Raw genomic sequence first — 18,720 nt, 5'->3', positions numbered from 1 at the left:
GGCATGGGGTGGCCGTTGGCCCAGGTGGTGGACTCCCTTGACCGGGCGAACGTTTTGTTCGACTTCAACCCGGGCAAGCAGTCTGAGCAGCAGATGTGGCTGGGGTCGGAAGACTTCGACTACGGCGCACCGGAGTTCGACAACAGCGTGCTCGGTGTGGTGGAGGGTGCGCGGACGATCTCGCTGGCGTTCCGCGCCCGCGGCCGGTACGCGGAGTCCGGGATCTCGCGGCTTTCGGAGATCCTGACGCGCACCGTCCCGGGTTACCTGATGTGGCAGACCCGGAAGGACTCGGAGCCGCTCTGGTTCCGGCTGCACCGGCAGACGTCGGCGAACCCGTTGGACTTCTCCACGGTGTGGGCGGACGACGCCGACCAGTCCACCTGGCGGTGGAAGGTCGACCTTGTCGCGGACGCGTTCGCCCTCGGCGCCCGCGTGGACCTTCCCCCGATGGTGCTGGGATTGGACGGCCGCCCGGAGAATGGTCACCCGGTGGAGATCACGGACCCGATCATTGGTGACGCCCCGGCCCCGCTGAATCTGGATTTCGACTGCGGCGACGTGCACGATTATGCGACGCGGCTGATGTCATGGTCGGTCGACCCATTCGCGACCGTCGACCCGTGGGCCGGGCTGCCGCCATTCCCGGATATTTCGTTGACCGGCGCGGAGTCTGCACGGATCGGGAGTTTGCCGCAGACCCCGCCGCCCGGACAGTTCCGGGTCGTGGCGTACATCCTGCGTACGTCGTCATCTGGCAAGGGGTGGTGGACCGCTTCACTGGATGACGGTTACGGCCACCAGATCATCTCCACGGCACCAACGCTGGTCACCCCGGCCGCTACATCGGGGGCGTGGGTGGATCTCGGCCCGGTCAGTCTGCCGGCTGGGATGGACTACACGGATCTGCCACCGGACGCGCTGGGTGAGATGTCGTGGACGGTCGGTGTGACGTCGTCGTCGCCGTCGGTGGCGTGGAGCGTGCTCGCGTTCTGTCTCATCCCGGTGGCTACGGCGACGTCACGGGCTGGCACTACGGCGCTGGTGTCGACGTGGTCGACGTGGTGGCCTTCGGGGCGGACGCTGATGCGTGTCGATTCGGAAAGGTCCCGGGTCGGCCTCATCGGGGGCGATGGTTCCACTGATGATGGGAAGTGGGTTATGGTGCCGCCGCCGATCGTGGACGGGTCGTTCCCGCGGGTGCACCCGGGCGCCCGGAACCTGCTGATGTGGTTGTCGCACACCAATTTTGGGGGCACGCGTGACTTCCCCACGGCGTCCGGCACCGTCGACGCCTGGTATTACCCGCGGCATCTGCACATCGGGGCACGCTGATGCGGGCACCTGTGGGGGTGTCGGTGCAGGATGTCGCCGGGGACTGGCACCGCCTGCCCGACGTGGGCGGGGTGCAGTTCTCGACGGTCGCGCCGGGCGGCTGCTCGGAGGCCACGATCCCGCTGTCCACCCAGGTGCTGCTGCCGGAGCTGCAGCAAGGGTGCCGGGTGCGGTTGACGGATGGGACCACCGGGCAGAAGTTGTGGACTGGGCGCTTGTCGTCGCCGGTCCGTCAGGTCCGCGGCGCCCTGGCCTCTGGCGAGCCGTCGTTCGAGGGCCAGGCCGGCTACTTGGGTGACCGCACCATCCGGTATACGCCGCTGGTGACCCGGCAGGACGCGTGGTGGCTGGGGTCGACGATGAAACCGATCGTCGGGGGCGCGCAGGCACAGTCCGGGCAGCTACCCACGAACGACCATGTCACCGCCCTGATGCTGACGTTGCCGAACGGCTGGTTGCGGGCCGGTGACTGTTCGCTGGCGAGCTTCCACGGTTTCTATGACGGGGACGGTTTCGCCTCGCACAGTTCTTCGAGTATTCGCGCGCTCATCGCCACCCACCAGGAGGGCGCGAAGTCGGCGAACAAGTCGAAGTTTCAGGTGTTTTTGTGGCATGGGAGCACTGGCGGGACCGTGTCGTGGTCGTCGTCGGCCAAGTCCCCGGCGGCGCGGGTCACCCATTTGTTCGACAGCACGGTCTTCGATGACGTCACGATCGGCTACCAGTACAACGGGGCACTGGTGGACACGTCCGCGGATAAGACGGTCCTTGACGGGGATGAGATCTGGTCCGGGTGGTGGAACTTGCAGGTGTTCCGGCACCTGCGGGACATCACGGGTAACCCGATCCCGGGGTGGAACCCGATCGGCCGGGGCGGTTTGCTGCCGCACGAGATCGTGACCGACTTGGTCGGGTCGATGTGGCTCGATATCGCGATCAACCCGGACCGGTCCGTCATCGACACCACATCGTCGGCGATCATCACGTCTTACGATTTCGCCGACCGGGCATCCATGGCAGACATCCTCGCCGACTTGAACAGCCTTGTGCCCACCCATTTTTGGTGGGTCGGCCCGTGCGAGGATGACGGGTCGATGGCTTTGCTGTGGCAGCCGTGGTCGCAGGGGCGGACCCTGCTGATGCCGCCTGGTGCGGTCACCTACGACGAGGCCGCGTCCGATGGGGATCTTGCGAACCAGTTGACGTTCGCCTACACCGACTCCGGCGGCGAGACCGCATACGAGACGCTGTTCGCGGACCGGTGGACGTACCCGGACATTGCACGCCTCTCTTGGGATGCCTACGCCCAGGTGGAGGCGCCACCACTGGACCTGACCAGCCTGTCGTCGTATGCGGCGGCGGCACAGGTGGCGCAGGCGGCGCTGGCCGAGTATGCGACGTCTCCGAAGTCGGCGACGGCGACTGTGTCCGTCCCTGTGGTGGCCAAGGGGTCGGGGGCGATGCTGCAGCCGTGGGCGCTGACCGCGGGGTGTATGGCGCACATCCCGGAGACGGGGGAAACGCTGCGGGTTACGAAGGTTGATGTCGACGTCGACACCGCGACCGCGACCCTCACGTTGGGTACGCCGCGTCGCACCACCCAGGAGATTGTTTCGACCATGTCACGGCACCGGAAGAAGGCGAACTGATGGCGGTACCGACTGGCCCTTTCCCGGCCGATATCGACTTCGCCGACATCGCCGTCGGAATGGACATTCAGACCACCGTCACCTACTCGGACGGCACGAGCAGCGTCACCCGCGGCATCATCTCCACCACCGACGACCGGGGGGTGATGTTCGTCAACGGCGCATCGTCCGCCACGTCCGGGTGGCTCCCGCTCGGCGCGACCGTCACCTACCAGTTGATGACCGCACCGGACGACATCGACCCGGAGCCGGACCCGGACGCGATCCTGACCGACGACACGGGCGCCGCCTGGCAACGCCAGGGTAAAAGCTCGGCGTGGCAGTCGATCACCGGCGAGTCGACCGACTGGCCCGGGTTCCTGGCCGAGCACCCGACGTACACGCTGCTGCAGGACACCCCGTCCGATCCGCTGCCGGACCCGCCACCGACCGGGTACCCGGTCACGATCGAACCTGGTGATGCACGGCTCGGGATGGACATCCGGGTCACGGTCACCTATACGGCGGGTGGGTCGCAGGTGGTGCGTGCCGAATGCCCCTGGGTGCAAGAGAACCCGCCACCCACCGACTCGACCCCGTCGTTCCTGGTCATGCCCGCGATCGCCGGCCCGCAGGTGGTGGCCGAACCCGACATTCAAGCGATGATCGCCGCGAACCCGGACTACCAAGCCATGCTGACCAGCCGCCTCGTGATTCAGTACGACCCGCTCCCAGCCGGGGTCACCCTGCTGGTGGAGCAGATGCAGGACTGGACCGCCGACAGCGTGTGGGACATCTCCGGCATCCCCGAACCCCCCGACGGGTCCGTCGTCCGGTCCAAGGACGGTGTTGCCTGGCAGCGGACCGGGACCGCGACCGAGGACGGGCCAATCTTTCCGGGCAACACCGCCCCGTACTACTTCGCAGGGCAAGGCATGTGGTCCTCGGTGCTCGGTGACTACCCCCGGTCCTTCCTGTGGCTGTGGGGTGCCGCCGCACCCTTTGTTCTGCAGGAGACCACACCATGACCGACCTACTCGATGGGAGCACTCTCTGATGGCGACGAAGACGCTCACGTTGGACCCGTTGTTCCCGGATGGCACACCCGCGGTCGGCACCCGGTTGTCGGTGTCGGTGGACCGGGATGTGGCAATCAAGGGCTCCGGGGTGGTGGCGAAGAAGGGCGCGGTCCGGTCCTACACGGTCGGCCGTGACGGGGTGTTCCCGACCATCGACGTGACCCCGAACGATGACGCGTCGTTGCAGGACTGGTCGAAGGGTTACACCCTGCTCATCGACGCCGAACCGACCCCGCTCGGTGGTATCACCGGGTCCTGGCGGGTCGCGGTCGGGTCGTCCGACGCGTCGACCGTGTTCTTGTCCAGCAGGCCACCCGCCGTTCCCGTCCCGGCACAGTACGCCGACATCGGCGAGCTCATCACCGCCGCGAACGATGCGAAGACCGCAGCGCAGACGGCACAAACTGACGCCGCCGACTCCGCTGACGCCGCCGCAGCATCCGCTGCCTCCAGCGCAGCGTCCGCAGCGCTCGTGAACGCGCCCGCCGGTGACGTCATGGCCGCATACGCCCTCGCGAACGGACTGAGCGCTACCCTTCCCGGCCTCGCCCCTCTGTACGTGCAGGCCACCGACAACCTCGGCTCCTTGCAAGCACCTGTCGGCGTCCGCACCGGGCTGCCCACCACCGCATGGCAGACCGCCGACAACGGGTCGCGCCCCAACGGGCAGGGATACAAGGTGGAGAACATCGTCACCGGTGTCACCGGCACCCGTGGTGGCACCACCCTGGCCGTGGATTCCACCGGCCAAGCAGTTCTAGCGACCCTCGTGACCGGTCAAACCAACCCGTGGGATGCGGCCGTCGTGTCCGCCGACGGGACCGCGTTCTTAGTCTCGGTCACCGCGTGGACCGCCAGCACAATCACCGTGCTGCGCCCCCTGCCCTCCGACGTGAGCGCCGGGCAGCTTGCATCCCGGATCGACTCTGTCGGCGGGCAGCACCTCACCTCACTCGGATACAAGGCTCTCGCTCAAGCAGTCGCCGGATTCTCCCCACTGGTTGGCACACGCGGCGGGATCCTCGATGGCTGCTGGGACACCCGCCCACAGCAATACTCCACAATGTGGCAGCCGAACGCCGCCCTGGCCACATACGGTGTGAAGAACTCCACCGACGGCGGCCCCACCGTGCAGTCGTCGCTCACCTACCAGGCGTCACTCAACGCCTACGTCGCCAACAACGTGATGACGATCCCGAACCAGGCGTCACCGAGCGGTATTCGCGCTGGGTCACTCGCGGCCGGCCACGGCGTCACCGCCACCATCCGCACCGGCGGCAGATCCGCAGTGCTGGAGTTCTGGACCTGCGCGTACCGGGACAACAACGACAACCCCGCCACCCAGGGCCTACAGGTGGCAGTCACGAACCTCGACGACGGAACCACGGTCTACACCCGGGCCGTCACCGGCGTGCGCGAAGCCCACCGCATCCCGCTAACCAAAGCACGCAACGTCCGCGTCGACGTCACCACCAGCACCGCCACCCCGGTCTACCTGTACGTGTCGCAGACCACCATCCGAGAGGCGGGCCAAGGCGGGCGGATCAGCGGCAAGAAGATCGTGCTACTCGGTGATTCATGGACGCAGTACGCCGACTTCGCATTCGCCAAGGAGTTGCAGAAGGCGACCGGCGTCCAGGTCGTCACGCACGGTTACGGCGGCACCACCACCGACTACGGGCTCGCTTGGTGGGACCAGTACGTCCGGGCCGAGAAGCCCGACACGGTCGTGCTGCACTTCTACACCAACGACCTGAACAACAATCAGAACTCCACGTTCGTAGACCCATCCGGCGCAACCGTCAGCATGTGGCCGAACGGGCTGACACAGGCGCAAGCGGAGGCCCGGTGGGTCTCCAACATCAACCGGATGATCGCACTCGCCCAGGCTGACGGGATACGCCCCGTCGTCGTGATGCCGGGCGCGGTCAACATCACCCGGCAGCTACCCGCCGCCGCGCACCTGGAGCAGCCGGGACTGGTCGACTGGTCTGCGACCGCGACCGAACTCGCCGATGCGACCGCCTACGTCAACAACGTCGGCAAACGCTCCAACGGGTCCGTAAAGGTCGGATCGTTCGTGAAGTACGCACAGGGTCCAAACCCTGCCGATGCGTGGTCGAACCCATCTGATGACGCCCTCGCCGGCCTGCAATCCACGACGCTCAAAAAGTCCGACTACAACGTGTCGACTGCAATTATCGGCACCGACTCCAACGCGGACGGGCTGTCGGACGGGCTCACCAAGGCCGACGCAGGCAGCAATACCGGCACCACGACGACCTACAGCATCGTCTCAGCCGCGCAACGACAGGCAGTTGCATGGGGCAATACCGGCTCCATCCGCTACACGTTCACTGCCCCGATTGTCGCCGGGCACGACTACCTCACGGTCGTGCCGGTCAAAAACGCCACCGCTGGTCTCGGATTCGACGTCAACTCCCTGTCGAACGTTTCTGGGTCCACGGTTGCATTGAAGTCCGGTGATGCAGTTGCGGTCCTCTCGGCCGGGGCGACCAGCGGCACCCTCTACAGCCGGGCTACCGCGACCACCACCGGCACTGGCACTGTGTGGTTCGGTCCGAACAACCCTGGCATGGGGAACAGCACCACCTGGGACGCGACCGGCGCGTACATCTTCGACCTCACGAAGCTGTTCGCTGACGCACCCAACCTGGCCGCCAAGTCCACTGCCGACCTCGTCGGCTACCTCCTCAGCCTGGCGGCATGACCACCCAAGCCCCGCCCGGGAGGCGCAATGGCAACCGATGACGTGACCCTGCCCGAGGTGGTCCGCCGCCTCGACACCATCAGCGCACAACTGTCTCAAATCACCGCGACTCTCGCCGCGAACGAACGTCACTACGACGAGAAATTCGTGTCCAGCGCCATCCACGCCCGCGACGTCGAACGCATCAACGACAAGATCGTCGAAACCAACAAGGACGTCACCGAGGCGAAAGGACTCATCGCCGATCAGCAGAAACGCACCCGCCAAACCGTCATCGCCCTGCTGTCGATCGGTGTCCCCTCGCTGATCAGCATCATCCTCACCATCATCACGCTCATCGGATCAGGTGTCGGCGCATGAAGCACGTGGAGAAAGTCCTCGACCGGATACCCGGCTCGGAGCGGGCGCTGCGCATCGCCAAATGGGTGTCGGTCGCCATCCTGATCGCCGCGATCGTGGCCGCGTTCACCGTGTTGTTCGCGCGGTCGGTGTCCAACCGCGGCAAGATCGACGACCTGGCCGCGATCTCCCGCGCGCGGGGGCAGGCGCTCGGCACCGCGAACGCGAAACTGACACAGGCCGGTATCGCACCGGTGCACCCGACGAAGGCGGACCCTGAACCGGGCAACACCAACGCCGGCCCCACAACACCCAGCTCGACGCCGAAGCTGGAACGCGGCGCCCAGGGCATCCCCGGCGTGCCAGGCGCCGCCGGACCTGGACCGACGACCGCGCAAGTGCGCCAGGCGGTCACCGACTACTGCGACGCGCACGGCGACTGCAAGGGCGGACCCACGAAGGCGCAGGTCGCCGCCGCGGTGCTCACCTACTGCAAGGCCGACAAGTGCGTCGGACCGGCTGGACCCACGGGCGAGCCCGGTGAGGACGCCACCGGCGAACCGGGACCGTCCGGGGCGCCTGGTCGTGCACCGACCGCCGACGAGATCAGTGATGCCGTGACCGCGTACTGCTCCACCGGTGTATGCCGCGGAGCGACCGGACCCACCGGCCCTGCAGGTGCCGCCGGGAAAGACGGCAGCAACGGGACCGACGGCAAGGACGCCCCGCACTTCACCAAGATCGAGTGCTCGCCCGACAACACGTGGGCGTTCACCCTCTCCGACGGCACCGTGCTCCACGCCGACGGACCCTGCCGCGCACAGACGACCACCGTCACCGTCACCCAGCCGCCGCCCAGCCCCACCACGTCGCCGGACCCGACGTCCACCACCGCCACCCCGTAACAGCCCGTCACGCACTACCAGGCGTCCGCCATTCGCGGGCGCCTTTCGCATGCCTCCAGCCTCCAGCAAGGGAGAAGAACCATGGCAGTAACCGCCAATGGGTGGCCGCTGAAAGACACCGGCCTGGCGACGTTCGTCGCACCGAACGGGCACGTCACCTCGGTGGCCAGCCGTGACCTGGCGATCCTGTTCGCCTACCTGGTGTATCGGTGGGACACCGAGCTGGAGCCGGTGACCGCCTGCTACGGCAACCGCACGCGGGCGGAGCAGCGCAAGGTCAACCCGGCGTCGATGGACTCCAATCACATCTCCGCGACCGCGATCGACGTCAACGGCGCGAAGCACCCCTACGAGCACACCGCCGGGTCGGCGTGGACGTCCGGATTCTCCCCGGCAGGGCTGGCGAAGCTGCGGGAGATCCTGGCCGCGACCGGTGTCCTGCAGACCGGGCTCGACTTCACCCACGGATACCGGGACGCGATGCACGTCCAGGTCCGCGAAAGCCTCTCGGACCGCTACTCGCGGCCGGTGTCGGCGGCCGACGTCGCCGCCGCCGCGGACCGGGTCGGCGACTGGGCAGCGAACGTGCAAACCGCTGTCGGTGTAACTGCGGACCGGATCATGGGGCCGGGCACGAAGCAGGCCGTGCGGGCCTTCCAGGCCGAGCACGGCCTCACCGTCGACGGGATCTGGGGGCCGGCCAGCCAGGCCGCCGCCGACAAGGGCAGCAGCCCGACCCCTGCGCCGACACCGACACCGACACTGACCGGGGACGCGGCGACCCTCGCCAAGGGCGGCATCACCGCGAACCAGCAGAACATCGTCGACGCCGCCGGCAAGGTCGGCATCCCCCTCGCTGTCGCGGCCGCGTTCGTGGAGCAGGAGAGCCACGGCGCCAACGTCTACGGCCACGACGCCGGCGGCGCCATGTCCGGCGCCGGCGCAGTCACGCAGGCGAACTACAAGACGTTCCTGCAAATGGTCCGGGCCGGGCACACCAGCAACGGTGTCGGCCCGCTCCAGATCACCTACCCCGGCTACTTCGAACCGGTCACGGACGAGGTCGCCGGGCTCTGGCAGCCGCTGAACAACCTCGTCTTCGGGCTGCGGATCATCAAGAGCTCCCTCGGCGGGAACTACTCCGACACCGCCCTGGACACGGCCGGGCAGCGGTACAACTCCGGCCGGGCCGACGGCGCACCCGACTACGGCAAGGCCATCGTGGCGAAGGTGCACCGGTGGCGGCAGCTCCTCGGCGACCTCGACCCGGTCACCCCGACCCCGCCGAAGGTCACCGCGACCTGGCACGCCGACACCGGCCAAGACCTCAACGCGTGGCTGTCCGACGCCGACGTCGCCAAAACCCAGCGCATCCTCGGGGTGACACCGGACAAGCTCGCCGGCCCCGACACGGTGAACGCGCTCGAGGCGAAGGCCGGGGTCAAACCCGACGGGTGGCTCGACCCGAAGGGGTCGCTGACGATCAAGAAGGTGCAGGCCCGGTTCATCCAGCAACTCGGCGTGCACCTGGCCATCGACGGCGTCATCGGCAAGGACACCGCAGCCGCCTGGCACGCCTACCTGGTCAGCGGAAAGTTCACCAACCTCGCGCACCAGTCGCTGAACGTGACCCCGTTCCCCTACCCGCGGGGCACCGCGTACGCCGTCAACGACGGCACCGACCACACCAAGTCCGGGGTGGCCGTCAAAGACCGGGCCGCGATCAAACACATCCAGACCCGGCTGCGGGCGCTCGGGCACCACATCGCCGTCGACGGCCGCTACGGCCCCGCGACCCGGTCCGCAGTCATCACGGAACAGAGAAAGCACCACATCAACGCCGACGGTCAAGTCGGCTTCAACACCTGGGCCGCCCTCGGCCTCTGAGAAGGGAACAACCAATGTCCAACCTCACCAGCAAGGCGTTCTGGGAAGCCACCGGCGAACGTGTTGTCAGCAGCGTCGCCGGCGGTGCGCTCGGTGTCCTCGGAGCCGGCGCCGTCGGCGCGCTTGATGTCGACTGGCAAAACGTCGCCTCAGTTGCCGTGGGCGCGGGCATCGTGTCGCTGCTCAAGGCGCTCGCCGCATCCAGCGTGAATGGCGACGGCCCATCGCTCACCAGAGCCGAGACCACGACCCAGAGGGGACCGACCCCGGTCGAGTAGCCCGCTACTCCCCCAGCGACCGCGCCCCGTCACCCCTCACCGGGGTGGCGGGGCGTTTCCGTGCGTTCACTCCCGCTCGAACGCCGCCAGGCAGCACGCGACCCGCACCAACGCCTCCGGCTCCAACGACCACAACAACTGCTGCTTCTCCACCCGCCGCGACGACACCACCCCGATCTCCTCCAACATGTGCAGCTCATCGGTCCGCGCCGGCAAATCCGCCGTCACCCGCGGCCCCTGCGTCAGCAGCTGCAACGACTCCAGTCGCGTGCGGGTCCCCAGGACGTGCAGGATCGAGGCCAGCGGGGTGAGGTCCTTCGCGCGCGACAACGGCACCGTCAGCTGCGCGGCAGTCGGTCGAACCATGCACAGGAGTATGCCCGCTACACCATCACAACCATGTAACAGGATCGTTCGTCCCGGAGACGGCATTGAGGTGCGTCATCCCGGTGGCGCGCATGTCGTCGTTCTGCTCGGCCGGCAGCCGGGACGTGTCCCCCATCACCAGCGCCGGCACGAGTCCGCGCGGGTCGGTGGGCAGCCCGTCGGTGGCGGCGCGGGTGTCACCGCGCAGCGCTTCGACGGCGCGGAAGAGCGGACCGGCGTCGCCGATCACCTGTGGCGGTCCCCGTGCGGCGAGCACTGCCACCACGTCCTCGCCGCGGTCCGCCGGTGCCAGACGTCCCCGGACGGCGACCCGCTCGTGCCAATGCACCCCGAGCCAGCGTTCGTCACCGAGCACCAGGACCGGTGTGTGCGGAGTGCTGCGCAGCCCGCGGCCGATGACCTGGCGGACCGAGAGCTTGGTGATCACCAGGCTCTGGTGACCGCGCAGGCCGGCGCCGACGGGACGAGGATCGGAGGTGACGACCGCCTCGACGCGGACGGTGGCGCGCTGTGCGGCGAGCTGATCGACGGTGCCGGCCTGCCGGGTCAGCAGGTGACCGGCGGTGGAGCCGCCGACGAGGGCCACCGCCACACCGGCGAGGGCCACGGTGTCCAGCACCCGGCCCCTCCGGTCGATGTGCTCCACGCCGGGCGTGGAAACAGCGACGATCCTCGTGATGCCGGTCGTGCGGCCGGCGGCCCGCCGGCCACTGCGGACCAACAGCGACACGGCCAGTAGGGCACCGGCGAGCGCGAGACCGATGCAGGCGGGCGCAGGCAGCCGCAGCGCGACGAGGGTCACCGGCCAGCCGACGGCGGCAGCGGTGAACAATCGCAGGTCGAGTGCGTGACCGGCGCCGGCCGGGCGCTCCGGCGGGCGGCGCAACCGCTCCACCAGGTCCGTCAGCACGAACACCGCCTCAGCCGACGGTGACCAGGGGACGCAGCTGGGCCAGTGTCTTGTCGCCGATGCCGCTGACCTCGCCGAGCTCGTCGACGGTGCTGAAGCGGCCGTTCTCGGTGCGCCACTGCAGGATGCGCTGCGCTGTCACCGGCCCCACCCCGGGAAGGTCCTCGAGCGCCGCCTCGTCGGCGGTGTTGAGGTCCACCGGTGCCCCTGGCCCGGCAGCCGAACCGCCCGTGCCGGCCGCACCCGCGCCGCTGCCCGAACCGGCAGCCGCCGGCGGCCCCGGCGGCGGGGTCGGATGCTCCCCCGGCTTGGGGACCTGGATCTGCTCGCCGTCGGCAACCACCCGCGCCAGGTTGATGGCCGACAGGTCGGCGCCCCGCAGCGCACCGCCGGCCGCGGACACGGCATCCTGCACTCGCGACCCGGCCTTGATGTGCACCACACCCGGCGTGCGGACCTGACCGACGACCTGCACGACCAGAGTGCTCGGCGGGGCGCTGCCGGACGTCCCGACGGCACCGAATCCGTTGCGGGCGGCCGGACCGGTGGGGGCGGCCGGTGGCGCCGTGCCGGACACCTCCGTGCCGGCCGGCGAGGAGGCCGAGCGTGCCGAAGTGGCCGGGTGGGGTTGCGCGGCGGCTCGCGCCCACAGCACGCGCCCACCGAAGACCAGGGCCGCGACCGCGACCAGGATCAGTGCACCGATGACCGCCAGCCGGCTCGGTGCCACCTGCGCACCGACGAGCGGCACCGGCGGACGCAGCAACGGCTCCCGTGGCCGCAACTCCTCCGCGCCACTCGCACCGGCGGCATGCCGGCCGCGCCGGGCGTGCTCACCGCGCTCGGCCCGACGCGTGGCAGCGACGCGACGAGGAAGTTCGGCCACGCGGGAGCGCGGCTCGTCGACGACCGAGTCCTCGGTCGGCACCCACCCGGGTGCGCGGCGTACCGCCTCCAGCTCCTCGAGCACCGCCGCCAACCGGTCGGGCGTGCCTTCCTCCCCACGTGAGCGTGCCATGTGCGGAACAGTAGGCGCGACAAGCGGGTCCGCGCCGACGGCGAGGTGACGGCCTGTGGACAACCCCACCTGCCGAGCCGGGTTGTGGATGATGGGTGGTCCGACGCGGTCAGTCGGACGATCCGACGATCCGGGTCCGTCCGGTGAACCGCGGAGTCACCGCGACCGCCAGGGTGCCCGGCCCGACGTGTGCGCCCACCGCCGCACCCAGCTCGACGAGCAGCATCCGGCGCGCCTGCGGCAGCCGCTCGGCCAGCTGTTCGATCAGGGTCTCGGCGCGTGCCCGGGAATCCAGATGGTGCACCGCGACGTCGACCCCGTCGAGATCGTCGTGCTCGTGCAGCACCTCGACCGCTTCGACCGCGTGCTGCACCAGTCGGCCCAGCGCCTTGGTCGTCGTGCGGACCCGCTCCAGCGGCTCGATGTGCCCCTTCGACACCGTCAGCAACGGTTTGATGGCCAACGCGGAACCCATCAGCGCCGATGCACGGCCGATGCGGCCGCCGCGGCGCAGGTGCTCGAGCGTGTCGACGTAGAACACCGTCGTCGAGGCCGCTGTATGACGCCGTGCCGCCGTCGCGACCTCCGCGGCTGCGGCACCGGACGCCGCTGTCTCGGCCGCTGCGATGACGCCGAAACCCATTGCCATCCCGATGGTTTCGCTGTCGATGACGGTCACCGGCACGGGCGCGTCACGGGCCGCCAGCTGCGCCGAGGAGAGCGTCGCCGACATCTGAGCGGACACGTGTACCGACACGATGGCGTCGTGCCCGGCGTCGGCCAGGGCGGCATACAGCTGCGTGAAGACAGCCGGCGACGGGCGGGACGTCGACACCGGCACGAAGTCGCGCAGCGCCTGCGCGACCTCGTCCGCCGCGACGCCGCGACCCTCGCCGTAGGAGACACCGCCGATGGCCAAGCGCATCGGCACCACGGAGATGCCATGTGCGGCGGCCACCCCCGACGGCAGGTACGCCGTCGAGTCGGTCACCACCGCCACAGTCATGAGGACTAACCGACCACCAGGTTGACCAGCTTCGGCGCCCGCACGATCACCTTGCGGATCTGCTTGTCGCCCACCGCCGCCGCGATCTTCTCGCTCTCGCGGGCCAACGCTTCCAGGTCCGCCTCGCTGATCCCGGGCGGCACCTGCAGGCGGTCACGGACCTTGCCCTGCACCTGCACGACACAGGTGACGGCCTCGTCGACCAGGAGTGCCTCGTCGGCGGACGGGAACGCCTCGAACGCCAGCGACTCCGCGTGGCCGAGCCGGGACCACAACTCCTCGGCGATGTGCGGTGCGATCGGTGCGGTCATCAGGACCAGTTGTTCGACCACCGTGCGCGGTGCGCCGGCTGCCTTGGTGAGCACGTTGTTCAACTCGATCAGCTTGGCGATCGCGGTGTTGAACTGCAGCGCCTGATAGTCCTTGGCGACACCGTCCGCGGCCTTGGCCAGCGCGCGGCCCAGCTCCTGGCTCGGTGCGGCGTCGGTGACCCGTAGCTCGCCGGTCTCCTCGTCGATCACGTTGCGCCACAGGCGCTGCAGGAAACGCTGGGCGCCGACGACGGCGCGGGTCTCCCACACCCGGGACTGGTCCAGCGGACCCATCGACATCTCGTAGACGCGGAAGGTGTCGGCACCGAACGCGGCGCACATCTCGTCGGGGGTCACCACGTTCTTCAGCGACTTGCCCATCTTGCCGAACTCGCGGGTGACCGACTGGCCCTGCCAGCTGAACGTCATCTGATCACCCTCGCCGTGCTCCTCGACCTCGGCGGCCGGCACCGGCTGGCCGCGGTGGTCGCGATAGGCGAACGCCTGCACATAACCCTGATTGAACAGCCGGCGGAACGGCTCCTCGGAGGACACGTAGCCCAGGTCGAACAACACCTTGTGCCAGAAGCGGGAGTAGAGCAGGTGCAGCACCGCATGCTCCACGCCACCGACGTAGAGGTCCACGCCGCCGGTGTCGCCCGGGGTGTCGTTCGGGCCCATCCAGTACTTCTCGCACTCGGCATCCACGAAGCGCTGCCCGTTGGCCGGGTCGGTGTAGCGAATCTCGTACCAGCACGAACCCGCCCAGTTGGGCATGGTGTTGGTCTCGCGCCGGTAGGTGCGCGGCCCGTCGCCCAGGTCCAGCTCGACGTCGACCCAGTCGGTCGCGCGGTCCAGCGGCGACTCCGGCATCGACTCGGCGTCGTCGGGTGCGTACGTCTTCGGCGAGTAGTCCGCCACCTCGGGCAGCTCGACCGGCAGCATCGTCTCGGGTAGCGCGTGCGCCACACCGTCCTCGTCGTAGACGATCGGGAACGGCTCGCCCCAGTAGCGCTGCCGGCTGAAGAGCCAGTCGCGCAGCTTGTAGGTGATCGTGCCGCGGCCCGCGCCGCGCTGCTCCAGGAAGTCGATGACGATCTGCTTCGCCTCGTCGATCTCCTTGCCGTCCAACGAGATCCACTCGTTCGCGGAATTGATCTTGGCGCCATGGCCCGTGTATGCCGCGTCCTCGTCGTGCCCCTGCGCGGGCTGCACGGTGCGCACGTAGGGCAGGTGGTACTTCTTGGCGAAGTCCCAGTCACGGGCGTCCTCGGCCGGGACCGCCATGACCGCACCGGTCCCGTATCCCATCAGCACGTAGTCGGCGATGAAGACCGGAATGCGTTGACCCGTCACCGGATTGGTCGCGAAGGATCCGGTGAAGACACCGGTCTTGGCCTTGGCGTCCTCGGTCTGCCGCTCCAGCTCTGTCTTGCGCGACGCCGCCCGCCGGTATGCCGTCACCGCCTCGGCCGGGCTCTCCGCGCCACCGGTCCACGAGTCGTGGGTACCTTCCGGCCACGCGTCGGTGGTCAGCGCCTCGACCAGGGGATGCTCCGGCGCCAGCACCATGAAGGTCGTGCCGAAGATCGTGTCCGGCCGAGTGGTGAACACCTCGATGGACTCGTCCACTCCTTCGACCGCGAATTCGACTGCTGCGCCGGAGGATCGGCCGATCCAGTTGCGCTGCATCGACTTCACCGACTCCGGCCAGTCCAGCCGGTCCAGGTCGTCGACCAGCCGATCGGCATACGCGGTGATGCGCATCATCCACTGGGGCAGGTTGCGCTGGAAGACCGGCATGTCGCCGCGCTCGGTCAGTCCCTCGTTGGTGACCTCTTCGTTGGCCACGACGGTGCCCAGCCCGGGCGCCCAGTTGACCGGCACTTCCTTCTTGTAGGCCAGTCGGCGGTTGTCGACGGCGTCGCGCCGCTCGGGCTCGGACAGCTGCGCCCAGGGCCGGCCGTCCGGCGTGGACACCTCACCGGTCTCGAAGGCAGCGACGAGCTCGTCGATGGGCCGTGCCTTGCCGGTGCGCTCGTCGTACCAGGCGTTGTAGATCCGCAGGAAGATCCACTGGGTCCACTTGTAGAAATCGGGGTCGATCGTGGCGAACGCCCGCCGCTTGTCATGGGACAGCCCCAGCTGCCGCAACTGCCGGGTGTAGGTCTGGATGTTGTCCTCGGTGGTCTTGCGCGGGTGCTGGCCGGTCTGCACGGCATACTGCTCGGCCGGCAGTCCGAACGCGTCGAAGCCCATGGTGTAGAGGACGTTCTTGCCGGACATGCGCTGATAGCGCGCGTAGACATCGGTGGCGATGAAGCCCAGCGGGTGGCCGACGTGCAGGCCTGCGCCGCTCGGGTAGGGAAACATGTCCTGCAGGAAGTACTTCGGGCGGCCGTGGATCGCGGCGCGGTCCGCCCACGGTCCGGCAGGGTTCGGCGCGTGGAAGGTGCCCTGCTCCTCCCAGCGGTCCTGCCAGGTGCGTTCGATGTCGTTCGCCAGGGCGGCGGAGTAACGGTGTGCGGGCTGCTCGTCATTCATCGTCGTTCTCGTCCTTTACAAGTGAGCAAGTGGCGTGCGCGTCGGACTCGCGCTGCGGTGTCCTGAACCCAAGGAAAAGACCCCTCAGCACAGGGAGGGGTCAGCCGCGCCGAAGTCCGCCTAGCGTCGACGCGGCCCGCTAAGAAGAAGCAACTGCCGCACGAGGGACAGGTTACCGCAGCGCCTGGAGCCCACGACGAAGGTCCGGTGCCGCCGTAAGGGCAGCACCGGACCTTCGGGTGTCGCGGGGGTTGTTCAGGCCTCGAGGTTGTTGACGGCCTTGGCCAGCGCCGCCTTCTTGTTGGCGGCCTGGTTCTTGTGAATGACGCCCTTGCTCACGGCCTTGTCCAGCTTCTTGGACGCGGTCGCCAGCATCTCGGTGGCCTTGGCCTTGTCGCCCGCCGCGACGGCGGCGCGGGTGTGCCGGATCCACGTGCGCAGCTCCGACTTGTAGGCACGGTTGCGCTCAGTGCGGATCGCGTTGGTCTTGATCCGCTTCATCTGCGACTTGATGTTTGCCACGTGTAGTACTTCCTTGGTCGAAACGATGTGTTGTCAATGAGGGTTGACGGACGCGGCGACGGATGGGGCGTGGGGACACCCGGGCGATGTCGTCGCGCCGGTACTGCGTGCATGCGCGCACGACCAGAGCGCGCACGCAAGAGCCAAAGTTACCAGCGGCGCGTGATTCCGCCCAAATCGCGTCTGGCTCTACTCCTCGCAGCTCGGCCGGAGCCTTCCAAATTCACTGATGTCGCTCGGTCGCGATGGTGATGATCGCCCGCTCGAGCGCGTAGACGGGGTCGCGGCCGCCGCCCTTGACCTCGAAGTCCGCCGCCGCGACCGCCTGTATGGCGCGCCCGAGCCGATCGCCGTCCCAGCCCTGCGCGTCACGACGAGCGCGGTCGACCTGCCAGGGCGCCATACCCAGCTGTTTGGCCAGGGCGCCGGACGGCCCGCGGCCCGCGGTGGCCACCCGGGCGATCTGCCGCAACTGGCTGGCCAGCACTGCGACGATCGGCACCGGGTCGACCCCGGAGGCGAGCGCGTGCCGGGCCAGCCGGAGGGCCTCGGGCAGGTTGCCGCTGATCGCCGCGTCGGCCACTCGGAAGCCGGTGGCTTCGACCTTGCCGCCGTGATAGCGCTGGACCACCTCGGCGGTGACCACACCGTGGGTGTCGTCGACCAGTTGCTTGCAAGCCGATGCGAGCTCGCGCAGGTCCTTGCCGACCGCTTCCAGCAGCGCGCGCACCGCGTCGGGGGCTACTTTGCGGCCGGCGGCCCGGAACTCGCCGGTCACGAACGCGGACTTGTCGCGGTCGCTCTTGATGGCCGGCGCATCGATGACCCGCGCGCCGCCCTTCTTCAGCGCATCGAGTGCCTTCTTGCCGCGGACGCCGCCCGTGTGCTGCACGATCAGCGTTGCGTCGGCCGGCCCCATCGTGACCACGTCGACCACGTCGGCGATGAGCTCCTCACGGCCCTCGTCCAGGTCGCGCACCACGACGATCTTGCTGCCGCCGAAGAGGCTGGGACTGGTGTGCAGCTGCAGCTGTCCGGCCTCGTAACTCGCGGCCTCGAGGCGCACCACCTCGGCCTGCGGGTCGCTCTCGCGCAACAGGGCGATGGTGCTGCTGGCGGCACGCTCGGCCAGGATCTGCTCCGGTCCGGCGATCAGCACCAGCGGCGGTACGTCCGTCATACCGCTAACCGTAGAGTGCGCCTGGGACCGCCGACATCCCGTCCTGCGTCTTCACCGCGTCGTGTGGCGACCGGGTCAGCCTTCCTCGCGCCGACCGCGTCGCTGCCCGCGGGGCACCACCATCGGTAGGCCGGTGCGCGGATCGGCGACCATGTCCGCGTCCAGCCCGAACACCTTCAGCAACAGCTCGGCGTCCAGCACCGCGGCCGGATCACCTTGTGCCACCACGCGTCCGCGATGCATGACGACCAGATGGTCGCTGAACCGCACCGCCAGGTTCAGGTCGTGCAGGACCATGGCGACTGTCGCCCCGCGCTCCCGGTTGAGCCGGCACACCAGGTCCAGGACGTCGACCTGGTGCGCCAGGTCGAGGTAGGTCGTCGGCTCGTCGAGCAGCACCAGGTCGGTGTGCTGCGCCAGGGTCATCGCGATCCAGACCCGCTGCCGCTGACCGCCGGAGAGGGCGTCGACCGGCCGGTCCGCCAGCTCCAGGATGCCGGTCCAGCGCATCGCATCGGTGACGATGTCCTCGTCGCCGTGCGACCACTGCTGGAACCACCGCTGATGCGGGTGCCGTCCGCGACCCACCACGTCGCGGACGATCAGTCCCACACGTGCGATCGGGCTATGCGGCCTCAGCCCGAGCGAGCGCGCCAGCAG

16 protein-coding genes are annotated in these 18,720 nt (G+C 68.8%); 8 read left to right on the top strand and 8 right to left on the bottom strand.

Features of this window, described 5'->3' with window-relative positions; all coding sequences use genetic code 11:
- Nucleotides 1-3: 3 nt before the first annotated feature.
- The 8 genes from ACTHL4_RS07405 to ACTHL4_RS07370 all read left to right on the top strand — a co-directional run bounded on the left by ACTHL4_RS07405 (nt 4) and on the right by ACTHL4_RS07370 (nt 10,182).
- A complete protein-coding gene (locus tag ACTHL4_RS07405) occupies nt 4-1,335 on the top strand; it encodes a hypothetical protein (RefSeq protein WP_440282104.1) in 1,332 nt (443 codons plus the stop codon).
- Complete coding sequence (locus tag ACTHL4_RS07400) at nt 1,335-2,984, top strand: hypothetical protein (RefSeq protein ID WP_440282103.1); 1,650 nt, start codon at nt 1,335-1,337, stop codon at nt 2,982-2,984. Before ACTHL4_RS07405 ends, ACTHL4_RS07400 begins: the two co-directional genes overlap by 1 nt.
- A complete protein-coding gene (locus ACTHL4_RS07395) occupies nt 2,984-3,991 on the top strand; it encodes a hypothetical protein (RefSeq protein WP_440282102.1) in 1,008 nt (335 codons plus the stop codon). Before ACTHL4_RS07400 ends, ACTHL4_RS07395 begins: the two co-directional genes overlap by 1 nt.
- A 28-nt stretch (nt 3,992-4,019) precedes the next feature.
- On the top strand, nt 4,020-6,773 hold the full coding sequence (locus ACTHL4_RS07390) for an SGNH/GDSL hydrolase family protein (RefSeq protein ID WP_440282101.1): 2,754 nt from the start codon (nt 4,020-4,022) through the stop codon (nt 6,771-6,773).
- 27 nt (nt 6,774-6,800) lie between these two features.
- Nucleotides 6,801-7,133, top strand: coding sequence for a hypothetical protein (locus tag ACTHL4_RS07385; RefSeq protein ID WP_440282100.1), 333 nt, complete (start codon nt 6,801-6,803; stop codon nt 7,131-7,133).
- Nucleotides 7,130-8,017 carry a hypothetical protein gene (locus ACTHL4_RS07380; RefSeq protein ID WP_440282099.1) on the top strand — a complete coding sequence of 296 codons (888 nt, stop codon included), beginning with the start codon at nt 7,130-7,132 and terminating at the stop codon, nt 8,015-8,017. Before ACTHL4_RS07385 ends, ACTHL4_RS07380 begins: the two co-directional genes overlap by 4 nt.
- An 81-nt stretch (nt 8,018-8,098) precedes the next feature.
- Nucleotides 8,099-9,904 carry a peptidoglycan-binding domain-containing protein gene (locus ACTHL4_RS07375; RefSeq protein ID WP_440282098.1) on the top strand — a complete coding sequence of 602 codons (1,806 nt, stop codon included), beginning with the start codon at nt 8,099-8,101 and terminating at the stop codon, nt 9,902-9,904.
- A gap of 14 nt (nt 9,905-9,918) precedes the next feature.
- Nucleotides 9,919-10,182, top strand: a complete 264-nt coding sequence (locus ACTHL4_RS07370; protein ID WP_440282097.1) for a holin — start codon at nt 9,919-9,921, stop codon at nt 10,180-10,182.
- A 66-nt stretch (nt 10,183-10,248) separates the two neighbouring features.
- On the opposite strand, the gene ACTHL4_RS07365 is transcribed toward ACTHL4_RS07370, so the two are convergent.
- The 8 genes from ACTHL4_RS07365 to ACTHL4_RS07330 form a co-directional block, all read right to left on the bottom strand.
- Nucleotides 10,249-10,548 carry a hypothetical protein gene (locus tag ACTHL4_RS07365; protein ID WP_440282096.1) on the bottom strand — a complete coding sequence of 100 codons (300 nt, stop codon included), beginning with the start codon at nt 10,546-10,548 and terminating at the stop codon, nt 10,249-10,251.
- A 25-nt stretch (nt 10,549-10,573) separates the two neighbouring features.
- The gene (locus ACTHL4_RS07360) at nt 10,574-11,485 is read right to left on the bottom strand and encodes a hypothetical protein (RefSeq protein WP_440282095.1); all 912 of its coding nucleotides are present in this window, start codon (nt 11,483-11,485) and stop codon (nt 10,574-10,576) included.
- 4 nt (nt 11,486-11,489) lie between these two features.
- Nucleotides 11,490-12,497: a helix-hairpin-helix domain-containing protein gene (locus tag ACTHL4_RS07355; RefSeq protein ID WP_440282094.1), complete on the bottom strand. Its 1,008-nt coding sequence runs from the start codon at nt 12,495-12,497 to the stop codon at nt 11,490-11,492.
- A 109-nt stretch (nt 12,498-12,606) separates the two neighbouring features.
- The gene (locus ACTHL4_RS07350) at nt 12,607-13,503 is read right to left on the bottom strand and encodes a DegV family protein (protein WP_440282093.1); all 897 of its coding nucleotides are present in this window, start codon (nt 13,501-13,503) and stop codon (nt 12,607-12,609) included.
- Between the two features lie 5 nt (nt 13,504-13,508).
- Nucleotides 13,509-16,358: a leucine--tRNA ligase gene (gene leuS / locus ACTHL4_RS07345; protein ID WP_440282092.1), complete on the bottom strand. Its 2,850-nt coding sequence runs from the start codon at nt 16,356-16,358 to the stop codon at nt 13,509-13,511.
- A 255-nt stretch (nt 16,359-16,613) separates the two neighbouring features.
- On the bottom strand, nt 16,614-16,880 hold the full coding sequence (gene rpsT, locus ACTHL4_RS07340; RefSeq protein WP_440282091.1) for a 30S ribosomal protein S20: 267 nt from the start codon (nt 16,878-16,880) through the stop codon (nt 16,614-16,616).
- Nucleotides 16,881-17,103: 223 nt separating this feature from the next.
- Nucleotides 17,104-18,060: a DNA polymerase III subunit delta gene (gene holA, locus ACTHL4_RS07335; protein ID WP_440282090.1), complete on the bottom strand. Its 957-nt coding sequence runs from the start codon at nt 18,058-18,060 to the stop codon at nt 17,104-17,106.
- Between the two features lie 75 nt (nt 18,061-18,135).
- The coding region (locus ACTHL4_RS07330; RefSeq protein WP_440282089.1) for an ABC transporter ATP-binding protein at nt 18,136-18,720 on the bottom strand (585 nt) is incomplete at its 5' end.

The organism is Flexivirga sp., assembly GCF_051955415.1.
Lineage (GTDB): Bacteria > Actinomycetota > Actinomycetes > Actinomycetales > Dermatophilaceae > Flexivirga.
This window is presented reverse-complemented; position numbering and strand designations above follow the sequence as displayed.

Bases quoted from the DNA above. Each gene is read 5' to 3' on its own strand.
- ACTHL4_RS07405 (WP_440282104.1), top strand. From the start codon at position 4: ATGGGGTGGCCGTTGGCCCAGGTGGTGGACTCCCTTGACCGGGCGAAC.
- ACTHL4_RS07400 (WP_440282103.1), top strand. From the start codon at position 1,335: ATGCGGGCACCTGTGGGGGTGTCGGTGCAGGATGTCGCCGGGGACTGG.
- ACTHL4_RS07395 (WP_440282102.1), top strand. From the start codon at position 2,984: ATGGCGGTACCGACTGGCCCTTTCCCGGCCGATATCGACTTCGCCGAC.
- ACTHL4_RS07390 (WP_440282101.1), top strand. From the start codon at position 4,020: ATGGCGACGAAGACGCTCACGTTGGACCCGTTGTTCCCGGATGGCACA.
- ACTHL4_RS07385 (WP_440282100.1), top strand. From the start codon at position 6,801: ATGGCAACCGATGACGTGACCCTGCCCGAGGTGGTCCGCCGCCTCGAC.
- ACTHL4_RS07380 (WP_440282099.1), top strand. From the start codon at position 7,130: ATGAAGCACGTGGAGAAAGTCCTCGACCGGATACCCGGCTCGGAGCGG.
- ACTHL4_RS07375 (WP_440282098.1), top strand. From the start codon at position 8,099: ATGGCAGTAACCGCCAATGGGTGGCCGCTGAAAGACACCGGCCTGGCG.
- ACTHL4_RS07370 (WP_440282097.1), top strand. From the start codon at position 9,919: ATGTCCAACCTCACCAGCAAGGCGTTCTGGGAAGCCACCGGCGAACGT.
- ACTHL4_RS07365 (WP_440282096.1), bottom strand. From the start codon at position 10,548: ATGGTTCGACCGACTGCCGCGCAGCTGACGGTGCCGTTGTCGCGCGCG.
- ACTHL4_RS07355 (WP_440282094.1), bottom strand. From the start codon at position 12,497: ATGGCACGCTCACGTGGGGAGGAAGGCACGCCCGACCGGTTGGCGGCG.
- ACTHL4_RS07350 (WP_440282093.1), bottom strand. From the start codon at position 13,503: ATGACTGTGGCGGTGGTGACCGACTCGACGGCGTACCTGCCGTCGGGG.
- leuS (WP_440282092.1), bottom strand. From the start codon at position 16,358: ATGAATGACGAGCAGCCCGCACACCGTTACTCCGCCGCCCTGGCGAAC.
- holA (WP_440282090.1), bottom strand. From the start codon at position 18,060: ATGACGGACGTACCGCCGCTGGTGCTGATCGCCGGACCGGAGCAGATC.